Annotated in this window: 16 protein-coding genes and 1 tRNA gene; 11 read left to right on the top strand and 6 right to left on the bottom strand. The window is 53.4% G+C overall.

Annotated elements, in window-relative coordinates; all coding sequences use genetic code 11:
* Positions 1-216: 216 nt before the first annotated feature.
* Positions 217-1,203, bottom strand: a complete 987-nt coding sequence (locus GFR01_RS08295) for an RluA family pseudouridine synthase (RefSeq protein ID WP_099182039.1) — start codon at positions 1,201-1,203, stop codon at positions 217-219.
* Between GFR01_RS08295 and GFR01_RS08300 the strand changes: the two genes are divergently transcribed.
* Together GFR01_RS08300 and GFR01_RS08305 are read left to right on the top strand one after the other, a co-directional pair.
* Positions 1,202-1,570: a hypothetical protein gene (locus tag GFR01_RS08300; RefSeq protein ID WP_174694682.1), complete on the top strand. Its 369-nt coding sequence runs from the start codon at positions 1,202-1,204 to the stop codon at positions 1,568-1,570. The genes GFR01_RS08295 and GFR01_RS08300 overlap by 2 nt on opposite strands.
* A 54-nt stretch (positions 1,571-1,624) precedes the next feature.
* Positions 1,625-2,101 (top strand): TspO/MBR family protein, encoded by a 477-nt coding sequence (locus tag GFR01_RS08305; protein WP_099182040.1) that lies wholly within the window; start codon positions 1,625-1,627, stop codon positions 2,099-2,101.
* On the opposite strand, the gene GFR01_RS08310 is transcribed toward GFR01_RS08305, so the two are convergent.
* Entirely contained in the window at positions 2,074-2,406 is a 333-nt protein-coding gene (locus GFR01_RS08310) for an ArsR/SmtB family transcription factor (protein ID WP_099182041.1), read from the bottom strand. The genes GFR01_RS08305 and GFR01_RS08310 overlap by 28 nt on opposite strands.
* Before the next feature lie 95 nt (positions 2,407-2,501).
* Between GFR01_RS08310 and GFR01_RS08315 the strand changes: the two genes are divergently transcribed.
* Positions 2,502-3,575: an alkene reductase gene (locus GFR01_RS08315; protein ID WP_099182042.1), complete on the top strand. Its 1,074-nt coding sequence runs from the start codon at positions 2,502-2,504 to the stop codon at positions 3,573-3,575.
* Between the two features lie 58 nt (positions 3,576-3,633).
* Here the strand turns inward: GFR01_RS08315 and GFR01_RS08320 are convergent, their stop codons facing one another.
* Together GFR01_RS08320 and rlmB are read right to left on the bottom strand one after the other, a co-directional pair.
* A complete protein-coding gene (locus tag GFR01_RS08320; RefSeq protein ID WP_099182043.1) occupies positions 3,634-5,367 on the bottom strand; it encodes a Hint domain-containing protein in 1,734 nt (577 codons plus the stop codon).
* A gap of 596 nt (positions 5,368-5,963) precedes the next feature.
* Positions 5,964-6,770 (bottom strand): 23S rRNA (guanosine(2251)-2'-O)-methyltransferase RlmB, encoded by an 807-nt coding sequence (rlmB, locus tag GFR01_RS08325; RefSeq protein WP_244902210.1) that lies wholly within the window; start codon positions 6,768-6,770, stop codon positions 5,964-5,966.
* A gap of 70 nt (positions 6,771-6,840) precedes the next feature.
* On the opposite strand from rlmB, the gene GFR01_RS08335 reads away from it, so the two are divergent.
* Positions 6,841-6,926, top strand: a tRNA-Tyr gene (locus GFR01_RS08335).
* A 162-nt stretch (positions 6,927-7,088) separates the two neighbouring features.
* Here GFR01_RS08335 and GFR01_RS08340 read toward each other — a convergent pair.
* Entirely contained in the window at positions 7,089-8,162 is a 1,074-nt protein-coding gene (locus GFR01_RS08340) for a bifunctional transcriptional activator/DNA repair enzyme AdaA (protein WP_099182045.1), read from the bottom strand.
* 216 nt (positions 8,163-8,378) lie between these two features.
* Here GFR01_RS08340 and GFR01_RS08345 point away from each other — a divergent pair, with 216 nt between their 5' ends.
* The 4 genes from GFR01_RS08345 to GFR01_RS08360 all read left to right on the top strand — a co-directional run bounded on the left by GFR01_RS08345 (position 8,379) and on the right by GFR01_RS08360 (position 13,096).
* Positions 8,379-9,737, top strand: coding sequence for an NAD(P)-dependent oxidoreductase (locus GFR01_RS08345; protein ID WP_099182046.1), 1,359 nt, complete (start codon positions 8,379-8,381; stop codon positions 9,735-9,737).
* On the top strand, positions 9,730-10,998 hold the full coding sequence (preA, locus tag GFR01_RS08350; RefSeq protein ID WP_099182047.1) for an NAD-dependent dihydropyrimidine dehydrogenase subunit PreA: 1,269 nt from the start codon (positions 9,730-9,732) through the stop codon (positions 10,996-10,998). The genes GFR01_RS08345 and preA overlap by 8 nt, the downstream gene beginning before the upstream one ends.
* 62 nt (positions 10,999-11,060) lie before the next feature.
* Positions 11,061-12,302: a Zn-dependent hydrolase gene (locus tag GFR01_RS08355; RefSeq protein WP_099182048.1), complete on the top strand. Its 1,242-nt coding sequence runs from the start codon at positions 11,061-11,063 to the stop codon at positions 12,300-12,302.
* 83 nt (positions 12,303-12,385) lie between these two features.
* On the top strand, positions 12,386-13,096 hold the full coding sequence (locus tag GFR01_RS08360; protein WP_244902211.1) for a TetR family transcriptional regulator C-terminal domain-containing protein: 711 nt from the start codon (positions 12,386-12,388) through the stop codon (positions 13,094-13,096).
* On the opposite strand, the gene GFR01_RS08365 is transcribed toward GFR01_RS08360, so the two are convergent.
* Complete coding sequence (locus GFR01_RS08365; protein WP_099182049.1) at positions 13,008-14,462, bottom strand: NCS1 family nucleobase:cation symporter-1; 1,455 nt, start codon at positions 14,460-14,462, stop codon at positions 13,008-13,010. The genes GFR01_RS08360 and GFR01_RS08365 overlap by 89 nt on opposite strands.
* 133 nt (positions 14,463-14,595) lie before the next feature.
* On the opposite strand from GFR01_RS08365, the gene hydA reads away from it, so the two are divergent.
* The 3 genes from hydA to GFR01_RS08380 all read left to right on the top strand — a co-directional run bounded on the left by hydA (position 14,596) and on the right by GFR01_RS08380 (position 19,920).
* Positions 14,596-16,008, top strand: coding sequence for a dihydropyrimidinase (gene hydA / locus GFR01_RS08370; protein WP_099182050.1), 1,413 nt, complete (start codon positions 14,596-14,598; stop codon positions 16,006-16,008).
* On the top strand, positions 16,005-17,363 hold the full coding sequence (locus tag GFR01_RS08375; RefSeq protein ID WP_099182051.1) for an aspartate aminotransferase family protein: 1,359 nt from the start codon (positions 16,005-16,007) through the stop codon (positions 17,361-17,363). Before hydA ends, GFR01_RS08375 begins: the two co-directional genes overlap by 4 nt.
* Before the next feature lie 217 nt (positions 17,364-17,580).
* Complete coding sequence (locus GFR01_RS08380; protein ID WP_099182052.1) at positions 17,581-19,920, top strand: TonB-dependent receptor; 2,340 nt, start codon at positions 17,581-17,583, stop codon at positions 19,918-19,920.
* The last annotated feature ends 274 nt before the right edge of the window (positions 19,921-20,194 follow it).

Raw genomic sequence — 20,194 nt, forward strand, 5'->3', positions numbered from 1 at the left:
GACTCCTTTCGCCCGGGGTGTGCCTGGCCCGATGAGGTGAAGACTCATACGAACTGGCGGCAGGAAGGTTCCTCACACCCAGGTGACGCATTGGGAAGGACTATCACGTCCCCAGCCGCTTGCCCCCGAATTGGGCGACGTACGGTGGTACGATCCGTTCCGGCGGCGCGTCAGCTCGTCGGATAAGAATGTTTATGACAGGCTGAGCCGAAAAGGTCAAGAACTTTTAGAGGTTGAGCCTGTCAGGCGCATTTTCAAGTCCTGAAAATCCTGAGGAGGTGCAGTTTCGAAGGAAAGGGGCTTTTTTGTTCGTGGGTGGATGAAGCCGAGTCGAGCTGCGTGGAGGGCCTGCCGGGGGAAATCAAGAGCAGCATCCTTTGCATCCTGTGGCAACCCACGTGCTGCGGCAGGGATTCGACGGAGGTAAACCGGGTCTCCGAGAAGTGGATGTCCTGCCTGGGATAGATGAACGCGAATCTGGTGTGTCCGGCCGGTAGCCAGTTTGCATTCAATCAGGGAGACACTCGCATGAATGGGCTCCAGCAGTTTGAAGCGTGTCAGCGCGGGCTTCCCACCTGACTGCACGACCGTCATGCGTTTGCGGTCTTTCTTGTCTCGACCAATGGCGCCATCGAATTCACCTGACGCAGGCAGGAGACCCCAGGCTAGGGCCATGTAAGTACGGTCGATGTCTCTGGCGGCAAAGGCCTCGGACAGGGCGTTATGGGCCATCGCATTTTTTGCAACAACCATCAGTCCAGACGTGTCCTTGTCCAGACGATGCACAATTCCTGGCCGTTTTTCGCCACCAATGCCTTCAAAACCCTCACCGCAATGTCCGAGGAGGGCGTTTACGAGTGTCCCGGTTTCATTACCGGGAGCCGGGTGAGTGACGAGGCCAGCCTGCTTGTCCAGAACGATCAGATCTCTGTCTTCATAGAGAATGGTGAGTGGCAGATCCTCGGCCATCGGACGTGCGGGCAAAGGAACAGGGAAGGACAGAACGAGGTCCATTCCATCGCGTAGCGTGTCGGAAGGCTCACGAACGACTTGTCCGTTGCGGGTCAGATGGCCCTCTTCGATAAGGGTCTTGACCCGGGAACGGGAAATCGTGCCGATGGCGTCAGCAAGGGCGCGATCTACGCGCTGGCCTGCCAGACTGGCATCAACAACAAGGCGGAACGGGGTTTCAGGATCTGACATGAATCAGGGTTTAGCCGAGGATCGGACGGGCAGCGAGTCAGGGACACCAAAAGCGTTGCTTGCTGCCGTCATCATTATGGGCGTCATGATTGTAGCGGGTGTCGCCGTTATGATCGGTGTCATTGCGCATCGTGTCATGCATCCTCATCAGGGTGTGGCTCTTGAGGCGTCATCGACAAATGGCTTTACCCGTCTGGCTCTGCCGTTGGCTGAAGGTGAACATATCACCAACGTGACGGCGCGTGGTGACGGGATGATGGCGGTCACGCTTGGTCGCCCGGGATCCGAGCGTGTTCTGCTGTGGAATCCTAATGCCGGAAAAGTGGTGGCTGAGCTGGATTTTGGGTCTGTTGCTGGCGCACCCTGAACGTTCCAGAGGCTGGCGCGTTTCTATGGGTGAGATCATATCAGGACAAAGATCATGGGACGCATCATCGACGCCGCTCTGGCTACGGCAACAGTTTTCGGAGCGCAGTATCTCGGGCGGGAAGTCAGTCCCGTCGAGGACGGTTCAACCCGCCGCTGGTATCATCACCTGAACAAACCCGGCTTTTCTCCTCCCGCTCCTGTCTATGCTATCGTCTGGACACTGCTTGATGGCCTTTTGGCGTGGTCGGGATATCGTTTGCTGAGGGCAGAGTCGTCCTTTAAGCGGACGCTGGCGCTTTCCCTCTGGGCCATCTGTGTGGCGGGTGTAGCGGGATTTCCGTTCGCCGTTTTCCGCAAGCGACGTCTTGATGCTGGGCTGGCTATCTGCATTGGGCTGGTGGTGACGTCTGGTGCGTCAATCTGCACAGCCAAAAAGGTTGATCAGTGTGCTGCGAAGCTTCAGATCCCCTTCTTTGTCTGGCTGACGTTTGCCGTATTTGTTCAGGAAGAAGTCTGGCGTCGCAACTGACCGGCTTCAATGTTCCCCAGGATGGAAGCCATAAGGCCAGGGAACCGACTTTCCAATTCCTGAAGGCGTAGCGAGTTATGATGCTGCACACCCTCAATTCGGGTGTGCAGGATGCCGCTTTCCCGCAAGACCTGAAAATGATGGGACATACTGGATTTAGGACGCGACCCGATCAGAGCCGCGCAATTTGCCTCTCCCAGGGCATAAAGTCGCTGAACGATGTCCAGTCGTACGGGATCAGCCAAAGCCCGAAGGACCGTGATCAGATCAAGTTTCTCAAGATCGGGCGAGTCATAGCAGGGCATAGGGCGTCTTATCCCTTCCTTGTAGAATTGACGCAACACTTCTATAGTTCGATCGTTGTCGAACTATAGAAGTTTCGATCAAGGAGTACCCTTTCATGCCCGATCTTTTTGATCCTATTGAACTTGGTGACTTTTCAGCCAAAAATCGCATTTTCATGTCTCCGCTTACGCGTGCCCGTGCTGGTCGTGATGCTGTTCCGACGCCGATCATGGCAAAGTATTACGCGCAGCGGGCCGAAGCCGGCCTCATCATTTCCGAAGCCACTGGAATTTCTCGGGAAGGGCTTGGGTGGCCTTACGCGCCTGGAATCTGGTCCGACGAACAGGTTGAGGCGTGGAAGCCGATTACAAAGGCTGTTCATGACAAGGGCGGCCGAATTGTCTGCCAGCTCTGGCACATGGGCCGGATGGTTCATTCGTCAGTGACGGGGCTGCAGCCGGTTGCTCCTTCCGCAACGACCGCTCCCGGTCATGCGCATACCTATGATGGTAAGGTGCCATACGAAGAGGCCCGGGCACTTCAGCTTGATGAAATTCCGCGGATACTGGCGGATTACGAAACTGCATCGCGAAACGCTATCGAAGCAGGCTTTGATGGTATTCAGCTTCATGCGGCTAATGGCTATCTGATTGATGAATTCCTGAAAGACGGAACGAACCATCGTACAGACGAATATGGTGGATCTCCGGAAAACAGAATTCGTCTTCTTTCGCAGGTGGTGCAGCGTATTACGGCGACCATCGGTGCAGAAAAGACTGGCGTTCGATTGTCTCCCAACGGGGATACACAGGGATGTATCGATTCAGCACCTGAGACAGTTTTTGTCCCTGCCGCAGCAGAGTTGGAGCGTCTGGGAGTAGCTTGGCTTGAACTGCGTGAGCCTGGCCCCGATGGGACCTTTGGCAGCACGGATCAGCCCAAACTGTCTCCCGAAATTCGGAAAGTGTTCCGCCGGCCGTTGGTTTTGAATCAGGATTATACGTTCGAAGCGGCGCAGGAAGCGGTTCAGCAGGGACAGGCGGACGCGATCGCATTTGGGCGCAAATTCGTTGCCAACCCTGATCTCCCGACCCGTTTTGCCAAGGGACTACCTTTACAGGCAGACGAGATGGCAACCTGGTATAGCCGTGGAGAGCATGGATATACGGATTATCCGTTTGCAGACTGATTGAAAAACAATACCGGAGGATTTATATCCTCCGGTATTATCATACGAAGAGGCCTGGTCAGGCAGACAGTGTAATCAGTTCTGCTTCCTGCTCGTCTTCAGCCAGATAGGGGCCCCCAGCGACAACTTCGATGGCGAGCATTCCCAAACTGTTTGGCAGTCTGTCGTTGAGGGTGAGTAGGGCGTCCCCGTTTGTCCAACGGCGCCCCCCAGCTTCGCGGGCGTACCATCCATTTTGAGCATTCTCACCGTTCAGGGCTGTCAGACAAACTGAGCGGCCTGAATCGTAGAATGTGATGTCTCCAACGCAGACGCCGAGTTTACGACGGTCATCAACGAAGGGACCGATCGTCTCATGCGGAGAGTTTGCTCTGGAGACCAAACGAACAGAGCTGACAAAAGCCGGGATCATGAACATGCTCCGGCCGCCCACTTCGCGGGTTTTCTGGATAATCAGGCCTGTATTGGTAATGAGATGGAGGTCAGGATTTGTGACAAGGCGTCCCTGCTGCTGGTCTTGAGAAAAGCCGAGAAGAGGCAACCGGTTACAAATCTGATGAAATAGCGGCTGAACGGCGTCCTGAAATACAGACAAAGGAGCTGCGGCGTCCGTATCCCAGCTCAGCACTTTGCCGCCCAGTTTGATAACTGTTCCACCCTGACGGAAGCTGAAACGGTTTCCTGTATCCAGATATGTTTCCGTCAACAGGCCATTTGCCATAATGATGGAATGGTTCTGGGTCTCGATGTGGAAATAATTATAGCTGGTAATGCTACGATCGTAGAAAACGGATTGCCCGTTGACCAGCATCCGCACGGGAGTGAATGCCCCGTTCAGGAAAAGGCAATGTTCTGCGGTGACAAGGAGATCCTGGGAAGGAACGCCATCTGCAATGGCGTCCTTGATGATCCTGACGGGATAACCTGCTTTATCGTCCGGCAGGTGTGTATTGACGGTTACGCGAGCTGTTCCCGTCCAGACAAGAGGGGCGATAATTTCCTGGCCGTTAAGGTAGGTCTTGACGAGATCGCCAGCCTGGAGCGTTTCAACCGCTTTCTCTCCGTCAGGCGTCTGGATCATGCTGCCAGCGAGATAGCAGGTGATTACACCACCACTGCCGTCAGATTGCGTAAATGACTTGGAGTATGAAACCACCGTACCGAACAAGGAGTAATTGGCTGTACCGGTAGTCGCTAGATTGAACGGATCTCCGGTCAGGGTAATCGTACGGCCTGCTCCAAGAACTCCAAGTAGACTTACCCCGTCTCCGATAGTCGTTGTATTTGTTGAGACATTATAGGTGGCTGGAATTGACGAGGCGCTTGGAAAATCCATCACAAAATTTTGGGGAATTGTTGTGGTGGTATTCCCATTTGCATCTACAAAAGTAATGGGAAGATCCAGGACGCCTACACTGAGGCCTGTCGTTTCAATTTTGACTTCGCCGCCTGCGGGCCCAACCGTAACATTGTTCAGGACCTTTGCGCCAATAAGGCTGCCTTGAACATCCAGAATGCCACCGTTGACTGTTACTGAAGTTCCGACACCAGCATTCAAAAGGCCGCCGCCCATCTTGGCGGTGGCCCCATTTTGTATGGTTACTGATGAAAGGGCCTGAACGCCGGTAAGCCCTGTGGATAGATCCACAACAACATTATCCCCCGCTGGGGTGCTGCTATTCTTTGTTACTACAATAGAACTGAGTGCAGAAATTCCAGCTAAAGAAGACAAGTCACCAGAGCTATAGACTGTAGCGACACCTGCATTCACACTTACTAATGAAGCTGTCATTTTGGATCTCCTGACATCCAAATTAACGAGAACGATAGTTAAGATAACGATCTTTCTCGAAAAGATGACTTTTAGCCTAATTCCTGTAACGATTCTTATGCAAGGAAAAAATTAACACACCCGTTTATGGAAAAATAACGAATTTATTATATTAAGATATTGAAAAATAATACTTTATTTGTGTCACAAGATTTCTGTGATTTCAAAGTGTGTTCACAATTTTGTTATAAAATCAGAATTTATCATTAATTTTTTCGAAAATTGTAGATTTCATTGGGGCGGGGCCGGATTGTAATTACTGAATTTGACGATTGTTTTTATTTTAGAGAATGATGGACTGAAGCATTCCTGCAGGATCTCGGATCCTCACCATCAAGGGCTTATTGCCGCGAGGAATTTACAAAGAGAATGAGGTTGTCTGTGCTTTCCTCAGAGGGCGAGAAAAACTTTTCCTGAGAGGCATGCGGTAATCTCGTGAAAGATGCGGCCGCATGGTTGGACCATTTTTATATGAGAGGCAGAGGAATATGGTCTGTCAGGGAACCAGCAAGCAGCGTCTGAAAAATGTTTGGGACGCTGCTTGTCCGTACAATGATTTACTTCGTCGGCCGAGCCAGTTCGTATAGGGCTACTGCTGCAGCGTTGGAAACATTGAGACTTTCCATGTTCCCGGGCATGTAGACACTCGAAATTTCATCGCATGTCTCGCGCGTCAGTCGACGAAGCCCTGCTCCTTCAGCGCCGAGCACCAGGGCGACGCGCCGGTTTCCGAAACTTTCTCCCTCCAGGCGTGTGCCTCCGGCATCGAGGCCTACGACCCAGACATCCTGAGACTGGAGAGTGGCAAGAGCGCGTGAGAGATTGACTTCGCGGATGATGGGGACCAGATCCAGTGCGCCCGAAGCGGCCTTTGCCATGGCGCCGCTTTCCTGTGGGGTGTTGCGATCCTGAACGAGAAGGGCGCATGCACCAAAAGCCGCGGCAGAGCGGAGGATCGCACCGATGTTGCGGGGATCTGTGACCTGATCAAGGACCAGGATCGGGCCGGGCCGTTCAAGAGCTTCGTGGATGGTGGGTGGTTCAAGGGGCTCCACGCGCAGGCAGACGCCCTGATGAACGGCATCCCGCTCGCAGAGGCGATCCAGCCGCTCCCGGTCAACGGTCTGAGGCTGGGCACGAGAAGACTGGCTGAATGCGGCTCCGGCTTCACGCGTGGCGAGAAATTCAAGAATGACGCGGTCTGGATTGTTCAAAGCAGCTTCCACGGCATGGTGACCGTATATCCAATAACCTGAAGCTGGCTTTCCTGAGCGTGGGGAGCGCTCGGCATTGCCGGAGCGCTGTGGGCCTTTCTCCGCATGGCGGGACGGGGCGGCGGAACGGGGGGAAGGTCGTCTGGACATGAAAAAATCATATAATCGACGATAGGCAATTGACATAGCCGTCTATCCGCCATATTCCAACCGCCGACCCGGAGAGGTGCCCGAGTGGCTAAAGGGGGCGGACTGTAAATCCGCTGGCGTACGCCTACGTTGGTTCGAATCCAACTCTCTCCACCAGGTCCTCTTTTTCGATAAAATCAGTCAGCTATGTCAGCATTTTGGTAGTGGTTTACTACCATGCTGGTAGAATCTTGTCGGTAGTTCTGCCGTAATCAGGGGAGTGCTATCGAGTTGTGATATGCATGGCCTCACCAACTCGGATGATCAAGCATAATTGCCTTATATGCTTTGATTTTTCTTCCGTGTTTTGAGCTCCCTTTCGATTTCGATAAGTCGCTGTTTTCGCCAGAGCCCACCCGCGTATCCAGTCAGGGAACCATCTGCACCGATGACGCGGTGGCAGGGAATCATCAATGCAATCTGGTTGGCGCCATTGGCGCGCGCGACAGCCCTCACGGCGGAGGGGCGGCCAATTTGTCGGGCGATTTCCGAATAGCTTCGTGTCTCCCCTGCTGGAATCGTTTGAAGAGCATTCCAGACCTGACGTGTGAACGGCGTGCCATTCAAGGCAAGTGGAGTCTGAAAATTCTCCGAGCGAGCGGAGAAATATGCAGTCAGTTCACTTGCGGCCTGCTCTGATGGCGGGAGGCGTCCGATCCCAATACCACTATTGGAAGACTGGTGAAGCCGCTTGAGTTCTGTAGGGAGTGCTTTGCGGTCCAAAAATTCCAGAAGATGCAGGTGGCTTCGACTGCTGACAGCAATCATGTCACCCAGCGGGGTCGGTATCCATGTTGCCTGAAGGGGTTTGTTCGGGCGTAGATCTGCGGGAGTCGTGCCCAGGAGACGGGCAAAAGCGGAGCGGAACGCGCTGGCGGATTCAAAGCTGGCCTCATGTTGCGCCGTGATGACCTTACCGCCGCCTGCTAATGTTTCGAAGCCTTCGCGAAGCCGCCTTTGACGCGCCATTTCCAGAAATGTCATTCCAAACTGGCGTTTGAAACTACGGCGTATTGTCGAAGGGTCGTAACCCATTCTGACGATATGATCTTCTGACCAGCGAACATCAGGTTGTGATTCAAGACTGTGCAAAAGGGCTGAAATTGCTGGATCAGCAAGTGCGGCAGCCTGAAGAGGGTGACAACGCTTGCAGGGTCGAAAACCTGCTTCGATGCATTCCCCAATGGTCTGGTAGAACGTGCAATGCTCACGCTTGGGCTTTCGCGCGGGGCACGTCAGGCGGCAGAAAACGCCTGTGGAAGAGACGCAAACAAAAGCCTGTCCATCGAAACTCTCGTTCCGGGACAGGAGGGCTGCATAGAGCGTTTCGGGGTCTGGAAGATCGAAGAGCATCCTGAAACTTTAGAGCCATAGGACGCGACATGTCGCCGGTTTTCAGGCGTGGATTTTTTTTAGTCAAAATCCCGCTTCAGGCATGAACTGGAAAGTGCCTCGATATTCACTTTTGAAGTGTCGATTCAAATAAACTGAACGTTTGGTCAGAAAATTCTTGCATCCAAGTGTTCCGAACTCATACCGTTCTGATTACGAACCAATCAGGGGCATGAGATGGGTACGCGATTCGACATTGCCTGCGGCCGGTTGCCAGAGGCCGTTCTGGATCTCAATTTCGCCGACGCTCATCCTGGCCTGAGCAACGAGCAGGCCGCGCTGGAAGCGGATCGGTGTTTCTATTGTTATGACGCACCCTGCGTTGAGGCGTGTCCAACGGACATCGATATTCCGCGCTTCATCAAGGCGATTGCCTCGGACAATCTGGCAGGCGCATCGAAGACCATTCTTCAGTCCAACATTCTTGGTGGGTCGTGTGCCCGGGTTTGCCCAACCGAAATTCTGTGTGAACAAAAATGCGTTCACACCGCGATTGAGGCCAATCATGCCGTCCGGATTGGCGCGCTTCAGCGATTTGCAACAGACTGGCAGATGAACCAGACAACTCACCCGTTTCAACGTGCGCAAAGCACGGGACGGCGTGTTGCGATTGTTGGCGCGGGTCCGGCAGGTCTGGCCTGTGCGCATCGTCTGGCGATGCATGGTCATGACGTCACGATCTTTGATCGGCACGAAGCACCCGGTGGTCTTAATCAGTACGGCGTGGCTGCTTACAAGCTGGCTGATAATTTCGCTCAGAAAGAGATCGATTTCCTCATGTCTATCGGGGGAATCCAGTTTCAGGGCGGTGCGGTGCTAGGGCAAACCATAACACTCGCTGACCTGCGCCAGAGCTACCACGCTGTTTTCCTCGGGATCGGCCTGTCCGGAGTACGGGCTCTCGGGTTTGAGAATGAGGGTGTGGAAGGGGTTCTGGATGCGGTCGCCTTCATTGAGGCGCTCAGATCCAGCACCCTTTCTGAAGTTCCGGTGGGGCGGCGGGTTGTGGTGATCGGGGGCGGAAATACCGCTGTTGATGCTGCGGTGCAGGCAAAGCGTCTGGGGGCTGAGGAGATCACGCTTGTCTATCGGCGGGGCCCCGAACACATGTCTGCCACATCTGTTGAGCGGGAGTGGGCGCAGACCAATGGCGTCACCGTACGTTTCTGGGCCTCTCCCCATCATCTCCTGACGGATCAGGACGCGGTGCAAGGCATTTGCTTTAGCCGTGGAACGCCAGAAGGTGGCTACGACCCTCAGGACAGCTTTACCCTTGAAGCTGACATGGTTCTGAAAGCAATCGGGCAGGTGTTCGTGCCTGATCCAATTCAGAAAGATCAGATCCTTGTTGAAAATGGCCGCATCGTTGTGGACGCTCACGGGCGAACGTCCATGCCAGGCGTTTATGCCGGGGGTGACTGCACTGCTGGTGAAGATCTGACAGTAGCGGCCGTGCGGGATGGCCGGGATGCTGCCGAAGCCATTCATGCAGAACTGATGGCCTCCAGCGTTGAAAAGGACGCGAACAATGGCTGATTTACGGACCGTTTTTGCCGGTATTAAATCTCCCAATCCTTTCTGGCTGGCTTCCGCCCCTCCGACTGACAAGGAATATAATGTCCGTCGTGCTTTTCAGGCGGGCTGGGGCGGTGTTGTCTGGAAAACGCTTGGTGAAGATCCGCCTGTCGTCAACCTGAGTTCTCGTTATGGAGCGTTGGGCTTTGAAGGACGCAGGCTCATTGGTCTCAACAACATCGAGCTGATTTCAGATCGTCCTCTTGCGACCAATATTGCGGAAATCAAACGCGTCAAACGGGAATTTCCAGACAGGGCCGTAATCGTCAGCCTCATGGTTCCCTGCGAGGAAGACAAGTGGAAAGCCATTCTTCCCATCGTGGAGGAAACGGGTGCTGATGGGATTGAACTGAATTTCGGATGCCCGCATGGCATGTCCGAGCGCAATATGGGCGCGGCGGTCGGGCAGGTTCCGGAATACGTGGAGATGGTGACGCGGTGGTGCAAGCAGAACACCCGCATGCCAGTCATCGTCAAATTGACACCGAACGTGACCAATATCCTGATGCCGGCCAGAGCGGCGCGTGCTGGCGGTGCGGATGCCGTGTCGCTGATCAACACGATCCAGTCTGTCATCGGTGTTGATCTGGACGCTATGGCGCCGATGCCTGTGGTGGGCGGCAAAGGGACGCATGGCGGATATTGTGGTCCTGCCGTCAAGCCGATTGCCTTGCGCATGATTGGGGAGATCGCCCGGGACCCGACCATGGCCGGGATTCCGATTTCCGGGATCGGCGGCATCAGCAACTGGCGGGATTCGGCGGAATTTCTGGCTATGGGAGCGGGGTCTCTTCAGGTCTGTACGGCTGCCATGCATTATGGCTTCCGCATCGTTGAAGACATGATTGATGGTCTGTCCAACTGGATGGACGGGAAGGGTTATGAGCGGCTGGACGATGTGACAGGGCGGGCGGTTTCGCAGTTTGTTCCCTGGAACCAGCTCAATATGAAATTCCGGACCATCGCCGATATTGATCAGGACGCCTGTGTCGGGTGTGGGCTCTGTCACATTGCCTGTGAAGATACGTCCCATCAGGCCATTTCAAAACGTAATGGGCCGGATCGTCGCCATTATGAAGTGATCGAGGATGAGTGTGTCGGGTGCAATCTCTGCGCCCATGTCTGCCCGGTCGACGACTGTATCACGATGGTTCCGCAGCCTGTCGATGGAGAACTGACATGGCCTGAACATCCTTCAAACCCTCACCGGATTACAGCCTGAAAAGCAGGAGGCGCCCCTCCAGGACAGGGCGTACCTATACGAACTGACGAAGGACCCTCGGTATGAGTCAAAGCAATATCCGCATCGACGGGAACGCTCTGTGGGCAGATCTGATGGAAACCGCCCGTTTTGGTGGGACGTCTAAAGGCGGTATTCGTCGCCTGACACTGACGCAGGAAGACAGACAGGTTCGGGAATGGTTTGCCGCGACCTGTGAAAAGCTGGGCTGCACTATCACCATCGATACGATGGGGAACATGTTTGCGCGACGTCCGGGTCAGGATGCCAGTTTGCCCCCCATTACCATGGGCAGCCATCTTGATACCCAGCCGACGGGTGGAAAATTCGACGGTATCCTGGGTGTTCTGGGTGGTCTCGCCGTTCTGCGAGCCCTTCACGAGGCAGGGCATGTCACGCGGCATCCGATCGAACTGATCAACTGGACGAACGAGGAAGGCTCACGTTTTACACCTCCGATGATGTGTTCAGGCGTTTTTGCGAGGGTGTTCACCGAACAGGAGGTGCTGGACAAGCGCGATCGTACTGGTGCCCGATTTGGGGATGAACTGGTGGCCATTGGCTACCGGGGGCAGGAGCCCTGCGGAGATCATCCGATAGGCGCTTATTTCGAACTCCACATCGAGCAGGGACCCATTCTCGAAGTGGAGAACCGGGTCATTGGTGCTGTCTCGGGTGTGCAGGGGATGCGCTGGTATGAAGTGACGGTAAAGGGCAAGGACGCGCATGCGGGATCAACGCCGATGCCGATGCGGCATGATGCCCTGCTGGCGGCATCTAAAATGGTCGTTGCCCTTTCGGAGGTGGCACACGCCAATGCCCCCGGAGCCGTTGGAACGGTTGGTCTGATCGAGAACAGACCCAACAGCAACAATGTGGTGCCGGGCGAGACGTTCTTTACTGTCGATATTCGGCACCCAGATGACGCAGTCGTTGCGGCCATGGAGCAGGATTTCATGGCCCGCTTCCGGCAGATTGCTGAGGTGGCTGGTGTGACGCTGGAGATTGTTCCAATCTGGGATGCTCCCGCAGTCCATTTTGATGCCCGTTGCGTGGATATGGTTGCGGAGTCAGCGCGTCAGATGGGGTATGAGCCACGCCCGATCGTGTCCGGGCCGGGCCATGATGCGGCTTATCTGGCCAAGGTTGCCCCGACAGCCATGATTTTCGTCCCGTGCAGGGATGGCCTGAGCCACAACGAGGAAGAAAGCATCACAGAAAGCGAAGCCGAGGCGGGTGCCAATGTTCTTCTCGGCGCTGTTCTACGTGCGGATAGTGTCCTCTAGATCCTCGCTGACGAGAAAGGCTTGTCGTTCGTCCTGAGAACTGTCAAAAATCTGCTCCCGCATAGCAGGCTGGGAGCAATACGGTGCCAAAAGACAGTCTGGAGGTCGCTCCGAGCCCCAGAAAAAGAGCAAAAGCCGGGGCGCCTCGACGGGCCACCATTCCGCAGATCCTCAATGCAGCGGAATGGACGTTCGGCACGCGCGGCCTGAAAGGGACGCGGTTAGAGGATATTGCCAAGGTCTGTGATATCCCCAAGGCGAATATTCTTTACTATTTTGGCTCCAAGGAAGACCTCTACAATGCCACATTGACCCGGCTTCTGGATGTCTGGCTGACGGATGCGGATACCTGGCTGTCTCCTGAAAGAGATCCGTTAGAAGGGTTGAAGGGTTATATTGAAGCCAAGATAGCGTTCTCCCGCACGCGGCCTGAAGGCTCACGTCTGTTTGCACAGGAGCTGCTTTCGGGAGGGCTTATGGTGCAAGACTTCCTGAAGGGGGAATTACGCGCGCATGTTGCCCGGCACGTCGCTATTTTCCTTGAATGGCAGGCAAGGGGCATTATGGCTCCCATCGACCCGACACATTTTCTCTTTCTGCTTTGGTCAGGTACGCAGGCTTATGCGGACATGCAGGTCCAGTACGAAGCCGTTCTGGACCGGGCGCCCCTGATTGATGCTGACTACGAGACTGGCGTTGCCACGATCATGACGCTTGTTGGCCCGCTTTTCCGTCCACTGGCGCCAGACGCGTCAGGAGGAGATGGAAAGCCAGCCCAGAGAAAAAGCCTGTAAACCAGGCGAAGTTCTGAAATGCGGCCAACTGGGGCATGAACACGTTGGCCAAACCTACCAGAACAGCAAGCACGAGCGCATAGACTGCCACTGGGTTGACGCCTCCGCGGTACCAGTATCGGGCTGCGGGATCGGTACTGTATAGTGCTCCAACGTCCAGTCTCTGTCGCTGAACAAGATAATAATCCGCCAGTAGAATGCCCGTGACCGGCGCAATAAACAGCCCCAGAACATCAAGGGTGAGATGGATCAGGTCAGGGCGTGCATAAAGATTCCATGGGGTGAGGAGAATGGCACCAATGGAGGCGATAATTCCGCCACCCTTCCATGAAATTGACGCGGGAGCGATATTCGAAAAATCAAAGGCGGCAGAAACAAAATTGGCGGAAATATTGATGCCGATGGTTGCCACGACAAATGTCAGAATGCCCACAAGCATGATTGCCTGATTATCAAGTCTGGTGACAGTTTCGACCGGGTCGATCAGGATTTTTCCGAAGACTGGCTGGGTCAGTGTCACTGTTGTCAAAGCGAGGGCGGAGAATGCCATAAAATTAATGGGCAGCCCCCAGAAATTCCCGCGCCGCACAGCCTCGATACTGACACCGTATCGAGAAAAATCGCCAAAGTTCAGAATGATGGGGGAAAAGAAAGCGATCGTCAGGGAAATGACATTCAGGAGCCCGGTCAGGTGTTGACTCAAGGTAAGATCTGAACGCGGGAGAACGGAGAAGCTGATTTGCCCCCGGGTTTTCCAAAGCAGGATACCGTCCAGAAGAACCATCATGATGTAAATCGCCGGGCCGGCCCAGTCGATGAAATGACGGATAGACTCCATGCCACGCCAGAACACGGCCAGTTGCAGGGACCAGACCAACAGGAATGCGCCCCATCCCATCATGGATAGTCCCAGAAAACCATGCTGGTGCACATCACTGTAAGCAGTCAGCGATGGCATCACGCGCAGCAAAAACAGGACAACAGCATTCGAGGCCAGCCAGGTCTGAATTCCATACCAGCCAATTGCGATAATCCCACGCACAAGAGCCGGGATAATGGCGCCATAAACGCCGAAGACGCTTCGGATGATAACAGGGAAGGGCGCGCCGGAACGCAGACTCGGCACCGCGATCAGATTGCACAGAACCTGCACGGCAACGATTGCGACCAGAAGCCCGAAAAGCACACTCCTGACCGGTAGCCCCATGGCGAAGAACGTACCGACTGTCATGTAGCCAGCGACGCTGTGAACATCCGACATCCAGAGAAAAAGATAGTCTTTCCAGGCCCAGTGTCTGTCTCGAACAGGTGCTAGATCGGCATTGGTCAAACGACCTGAAGGGTTCACGTCCGGCAGTTGTGTCATGACTGATGATCCCTGTTCTCGAAAAAAATCCGGCAGTGCAATCGTTATGTTGACCGAATGGTCAGATTAGCCATACAGTTTCGGTAAGACAACGACATTGTGCCAATCGCTTTTCTTGAATGGAAGGGATGACATGCTCCTGATCAAGGGTGGAACAGTTGTTACGTCGGAAAGGCAGTTTCGCGCAGACGTCCTGTGTGACGATGACGGGCGGATCGCAGACGTTCAGCCGGATATGGACGCGCCGACTGGCAGCACGATCGTCGAGGCCGACGGACTGCTTGTCATGCCGGGCGGTATAGACCCGCATACCCATATGGAAATGCCCTTCATGGGCACGACGGCCAGTGATGATTTTTACACAGGCACGGCCGCCGGGCTGGCTGGCGGAAACACCAGCATCATCGACTTCGTTATTCCTGACCAAAAGCAGCCCCTGCATGATGCCTGGAAAGCATGGCGGGGCAAGGCTGAGAAAGCGGCTTCCGATTATGGCTTTCATGTCGCGGTAACGCACTGGGATGATCAGGTTCATAAAGATATGGGCACGCTTGTGCGGGAGTGTGGGGTCAATTCCTTCAAGCACTTCATGGCCTATAAAAATGCCTTGATGGTGGATGATGAGACGTTTCTCAATTCCATGCGTCGTGCGGGCGAACTGGGCGCGTTGTGTACCGTACATGCCGAAAACGGGGACGCTGTTTCTTTCCTTCAGGACGCCCTGCTGAAGGAAGGCAGAACCGGCCCGGATGCTCATCCGCTTTCCCGCCCCGCCAGTGTCGAAGGTGAGGCGGCCCAACGAGCCATTACACTGGCGTGCGTTAGTAACACGCCCCTCTACATCGTTCATGTTTCCACACGAGAGGCGACCGAAGCCATTGCGGCAGCGCGTCTGCGTGGCATGAAAGTCTATGGAGAAGTGCTCCCCCAGCATCTGGTTTTTGATGAGAGCGTCTATCAAGCCTCGGACTGGCTGCAGGCGTCCCGTTATGTCATGAGCCCGCCGTTCCGGGAAAAGTCCCATCAGCAGGCGCTTTGGGGTGGTCTTTCGTCGGGGCAGCTACAGACAACGGCAACGGATCACTGCTGCTTCTGCCGATCCCAGAAGGAAATGGGGCTGACAAATTTCACGCGCATTCCTAATGGCGTTCCCGGTATTGAAGATCGAATGAGCGTTCTGTGGCATCATGGGGTCGCAAGCGGAAAGCTCACCCCGGAGCAGTTCGTTGCAGTGACATCGACCAATACGGCGCGCATTTTCAATCTCGGCGCCCGTAAAGGACTGATTGCTACAGGGGCCGATGCCGATATCGTGCTGTGGGATCCGTTGGCCACGAGAACCATTTCGTCCGTCACTCATCATCAAAACGTCGATTACAATATTTACGAAGGCATGACCGTTACTGGGGTGGCCAAAAAGACCATCAGTCAGGGACGCGTTGTCTGGGATGATGGCACGTTGCGGGCCGAGCGTGGACAGGGCCGATACGTGGAACGCAAGCCTTTCGGGAACAGTGCTCTTAAGGGCACGGAGATAGTCCTATGAACGATCTAAAAAATGAAAGCCTGTGTGCTCTTGCGATGAGCGAAGGCCGCAACTGGATGCCTTTCACCGCCAACAGGCTGGTGAACGGTCGGGGCGACCATCGTGTGGTGGCTTCGGCTCAGGGCCCTTACTATACAATGGCCGATGGTCGGACCGTTTTTGATACCTTGTCCGGCCTATGGTGTACGCCGCTCGGGCATGGACATCCCCGTATTGTAGAGGCCCTTCGTCAGCAGGCTGAAACGCTCGATTTCGCTCCTGGATTCCAGATGACCCATGCTCCAGCGGTGACGTTGGCAGCGCGCATTGCCAAGATGGCGCCGGAAGGGCTGGAGCATGTTTTCTTTGCAAACTCCGGATCAGAAGCTGTTGATACAGCGCTCAAAATTGCCATTGGTTTTCACAAGTTACGTGGAGAGGGTGGTCGTTTCCGCCTGATTGGGCGGGAGCGCGGGTATCATGGCGTCGGGTTTGGCGGAATGTCCGTTGGTGGCATTGTTTCCAACCGGAAGATGTTTGCGACAGTTATGATGCCGGGTGTCGATCACCTTCGCCATCCTTATGACCACGCCCATGTTGCCTTTTCAAAAGGACAGCCGGAATGGGGGGCGTGCCTTGCCGATGACCTTGAAAGACTGGTGGCGCTCCATGATGCTTCCACGATCGCTGCGGTGATTGTGGAACCCGTGCAGGGCTCTACAGGTGTGCTGGTCCCTCCCATTGGGTATTTGCAGAAGCTTAGGGAAATCTGCACGAAGCACGGTATTCTTTTGATTTTTGATGAAGTGATTACCGGATTTGGCCGAATGGGAGAAAATTTCGCGTCCCAAAGATTCGGTGTCACACCTGACATGATCACGTTTGCCAAGGCCGTCACGAACGGGATTGTGCCGATGGGAGGTGTCATCGTCACATCTGAAATTTATAAGACCTTCATGAGTGGGCCGGAAAGCGCGATAGAGTTTGCCCACGGCTACACCTATTCTGGACATCCCCTGGCAGCCGCTGTTGCTCATACCGTCCTCGATATTATGGAAGAGGAAGAGACAAATGCGCGGGTGAGAGCACTTGAACCGGTTTTGGAAGAAGCAGTGCATGCTCTTCGGGATCTGCGTTCCGTCAAAGATTTGAGAAATATCGGCCTTACTGCGGCTATCGAGCTTGCCCCATTGGATGAAAAATCTGCTCTCCGGAGTGTTCAGCTTTTCGAGTATGGCTTGCAGGAAGGTATGCTTTTGAGAGTGACAGGAGACACGATTTCCTTTGGGCCGCCATTTATTTCTACTCCTGATCAAATCAGGGAGATGATCCATAAGGTTCGGAATGTTCTTTTGAGGTGTGAAGAAGAGTTCTGATCTATCTAGCGTAGAACCTAAAAATTTAATCAATAATTTTTAAAAGCCGAATGATGCCATCATCATTCGGCTAATTCTTTTCCCAGTTATTTCATTCATATTATTTGAATTATTCTTGAGATTTCTGTTGACCGGAAAATACATAATATTTCATTATTATATCGTAATATATACGTAGCGACTTTCCTGACTGCCCCTGATTGTCGGAGAAAAAAAAGTGAAAGCACTGGTTTCTCGTTTGCTTCTCAGTACCATTTTGGGTTCGGCGATCATTGTAGGGGAGGCGAACAGCCTTAAAGCGGCCCCATTATCACGGCCGCGACATGCGCCAGCCAGACATTCTGCAGCACCTCAATCCGCAAAAACCCGTCCGCATAAAACCTCCATGACGGCGACCAGTGAAGAAAATGTTGGGGTGAGGGGGTCAAGGCGGGCACGTGATTCCGGTGGCGGCATGATGCGCGTCGAGACGGCTCCCTACGCGGTGCAGTCTGTGGGAAAGCAGTATATCGAGATGAGAAGCCCGACATCCACGGGTTTGGATGTCGTACAAAATCTGCCGAGTGTCAGTATCGCGATGCCGGATACGTCCGGCATAAAAGGTGGCGCTCTCTATATGCGGGGCTTCACAGATGCTGATACGGCGCTTCTTCTCGATGGCGCTCCGGCATCTTTAGCTGCGTATCTGCAGCAGAATGTGGATGCAGAAAATATTGAAACCGTCACCATGACGCCTGGCAGTTCTCCCATTGATGCCCCTGCATCGAATGCTACCGCGGGTACATTGGACGAGCGGACATACACACCCGGCAAGAAAGCGGGTGGGAGCATGGATTTCTCTTATGGCACCAATAATATGTCACGCGAGTTCGTGCGGCTGGAATCTGGAGAAATTGGAAACTCGGGAGTTCGGTCTTACATTTCGGTTTCGAATACACATGCGCGCCAATGGATGGGAGCGGGAACAAACCGCAGAACACATGTGGATGTTGGGCTATTCAAGGAATTTACGAATGGTTCGACCGTAAAGTTTTTTGGCTCCTGGAACAATTCGATGTTCACGATTGATGCCTATCCGGATGCCAAGACGTTCTACGATTATAAGCACACTGGAAATGGATATAATCGCACAGATATCTGGGACAGAAATTCTACCTCAGCAGGGAATTACTGGCAGGGAAATATTGATTCCTGGAACCAGTTTTTCGTCACAACCCAAGCCCATATCATCATCAATAAGCGCGTGAGTTTCGACTTGTCCCCTTATTTTGCGACCGGTTTTGGTTGGGATGGTTCTTCCGCTGGTACGCCTGCTTCCACAGGGGCGACCTATTATTACGGAAACGGACAAAAGGTAGATGCGTCCGCTCCTCTAAGCACATACTGGGCCCAGCATTGGTCTCCTCAGGTTGGACTTGTGGCCAAGCTTGGATATGACATTGATCGCCATAATCATCTGTCTTTTGGCTACTGGTATGAGAATAATGCCGTCGATTATTTCTTCCCAACGATGGCGACGCAGGGAGATGGTCGTAACGCCAAGACCAATGCCGCGGCCTATAAACTTTATACAGCGGACGGGCAGGAAGCCATTTACACGTACAATGCCGGTTACGAACTGAATTCATTCTTTGTTGAAGATACAGCAAAATATTTCGACGATCGACTGCTCGTAAATGCAGGGTTCAAATATATTATGTCCAACTACTGGGACAGAGCGTCAGGATTAAGCCAATTTACGATTGGTGCCAATTCGACAGCACCGTTGCCGCATCTGTCAGTCTCGTACAAGTTCGATACACACAGTCAGATTTATCTGAATGCAGAAGGGGATTTCCGCCAGCCATCGCCATCGCAGCTTTCTGCATCAACATCCTTGCCCAAAAACCAGTATTCAATCACCGAACAAATTGGGTATCGGTATAATAACCGCTACCTGACTCTCGATATTGCCGCATTTAATTCGAATATTACGAACCGGCTTCTGACAACGTACCTTCCCAACACGGCCTATGCGGTTTCAAATGCCGGCAATCAAACAATCCGCGGTTTTGATGCCATGATTGCAGGGCGGGATTTTCATCATTTTAGCCCTTACGCTTCCGTTGAGTACCTGCACGGCACGTTTGATTCCAACATCCCTTATGGAGATACCTATCTCCCGACAAAGGGCAAGCAATCCATTCTGACGCCCCGGGTTCTGGCGAATTTTGGTCTTACTTACAGCAATGCAGGATTTTTCGGGAACTTCAGCCTCCATTACACCGGCCCTCAATCCGTTACGCTTGTGAATGATCAGAGAATGCCCGGGTTCGTCACAAATACTCTGGCTCTTGGCTATCATTTCAAGCCACTTTATTTTTTGAAGACACCAACATTCCGTCTGAATTTTTCAAATCTGACAGGGTCAATCATTCGCGTGGGGACAACTGGAATTACCAATAACTATCGCAGCGTCACGTTGCTCGATGGTAGCACTCTTGCAGGGGGCAGCGGTGCATCCTTTTATGTCCTTCCCAGATTTTCAATGACCGGCACAATTTCTTCGGATTTTTAACATGGGAACCATGAGTTGTAATGCCTTTGGGTGTTGGTTTGTATAACACCCATTTGTTATTAGGGTTTCTGGCGAAATAATACTTCCTGTCTTCTCTAAAGTAGCTTTGCAAGATAGAGTTTAGATAATATAAATATATAAGTGCATAGGTGTAAAACAATTCGTTAATATTTGTTATTAATTTCGTGTGTATTTTCTCTATGGTTCGTCGGTCTTAATAAAAAACGATGAACCATGGCACTTTTCCCTTCACGGTCTTCGAGAGATATTCACA

Origin of the sequence: Gluconobacter frateurii (assembly GCF_002723955.1) — a bacterium.
GTDB classification, from domain to species: domain Bacteria; phylum Pseudomonadota; class Alphaproteobacteria; order Acetobacterales; family Acetobacteraceae; genus Gluconobacter; species Gluconobacter frateurii.